This is a genomic window from Nitrosophilus sp., assembly GCF_982775275.1.
Genome location: NZ_CEXZHP010000310.1, coordinates 1 through 1,265, shown reverse-complemented (window position 1 = coordinate 1,265; position 1,265 = coordinate 1). Strand labels below are relative to the sequence as shown.

3 protein-coding genes are annotated in these 1,265 nt (G+C 44.6%); all 3 read left to right on the top strand.

The genetic code is table 11. The features are described 5' to 3' along the window. A partial coding sequence (locus tag AC30RD_RS09555) for a hypothetical protein (protein ID WP_489494318.1) occupies positions 1 to 691 on the top strand: 691 nt, incomplete at its 5' end. Then, positions 691 to 969 (top strand): hypothetical protein, encoded by a 279-nt coding sequence (locus AC30RD_RS09550; protein WP_489494317.1) that lies wholly within the window; start codon positions 691 to 693, stop codon positions 967 to 969. The genes AC30RD_RS09555 and AC30RD_RS09550, both read left to right, overlap by 1 nt. Continuing rightward, on the top strand, positions 954 to 1,265 hold a 312-nt coding region (locus AC30RD_RS09545; protein WP_489494316.1), incomplete at its 3' end, for a hypothetical protein. The genes AC30RD_RS09550 and AC30RD_RS09545, both read left to right, overlap by 16 nt.

Genomic DNA, 1,265 nt, shown 5'->3' with positions numbered 1-1,265 from the left:
CGCACAGGTAAACAAGTCTTTTGTTGTTGCCGACTACGGCAGAACAGAAATACTCTTCTGCTTTACTGCTGATGGTGCGTCAACCAACCATCCTAACAAGGCTGTAGTGTGGAACTATATTACCAATACTTTCTGTATCAGAGACTTACCTGATGTGGCGCACATGGGTTACGGAAACGTAGGAAACCCCACTACGGCGACTACATGGGCTGCTACCAGTGATAGCTGGGTAGGTATTACAGGTCCGTGGACTATGAGTTATGATTTACAGGATAAAGTCCTACTATTTGTTGATCCGGGTAATACAAAACTATATAGAGACAGGTCTGGTAACAAGGAAGATACTACGAACATGACCTCTTATGTTGAAAGGACAGGTCTATCACTGAACGCAGAAGGTCAGCCAGATCATACATCAGTAAAGCGTATCAGTTCCATATGGCCCAAGATGTCTGCCAGTGGTGCCGATACTATAAATGTTTACCTTGGTACCCAGATGTCTACTGAAGGTGGTATCTCATGGAACGCACCCGTAACATTTAACCCTGACAGCCAGTCAAAGGTATCCGTTAGAGGTACTGGGAAGATGTATGGGGTACGCTTTGAGTCAACAACTGATATGAACTGGGAACTTGATGGTTACACTATAGAGGTAGATAACGTAGGTAAGCGTGGCTCAAGGAGTTACTGATGGCAACCTATGCAGATAGGGTAGAGAAGAGTGTAACGAGGTATGAGCCTGGACCACTGCCCGAAGAGGTAGAAGATTTAGGTGGTTATGTTGTTAGCGAGTTGAAAAGACTTGGCAGCATTCTACTCAATCAATCTATATTCAGGCTTGAGCCTGTTCACGCAGAACCAGCTAGACCACGCAAAGGTGATATAAGATACGCAGATGGTACTGATTGGAACCCCGGAGCAGGGGAAGGGATATACTGGTATAACGGAACAGCATGGGCAAAACTATAACTCAGATTGAAGCAGAGAGTACACAAGCACCTTCATGTAAGGTTGCTCTTGTCAACTGTGAAGATATTGAACTGGTGTGGGCTGACGTTACACCACTGGTGGAGAAGGCATTACTTCATGCAGAAGGTGAACTCATATCGAGTGATATAAGGAAACATCTGGATACAGGTGATCTACGCTTATGGGTAGCCATGGAAGACAGGGATATTATAGCAGCGATGGTAACTGAAATAATACAGTATCCAAGAAAGAAGATAGTCAGAGTTATCACTGTTGCAGGGAAAGATATGAGCATG

Bases quoted from the DNA above. Each gene is read 5' to 3' on its own strand.
- AC30RD_RS09550 (WP_489494317.1), top strand. From the start codon at position 691: ATGGCAACCTATGCAGATAGGGTAGAGAAGAGTGTAACGAGGTATGAG.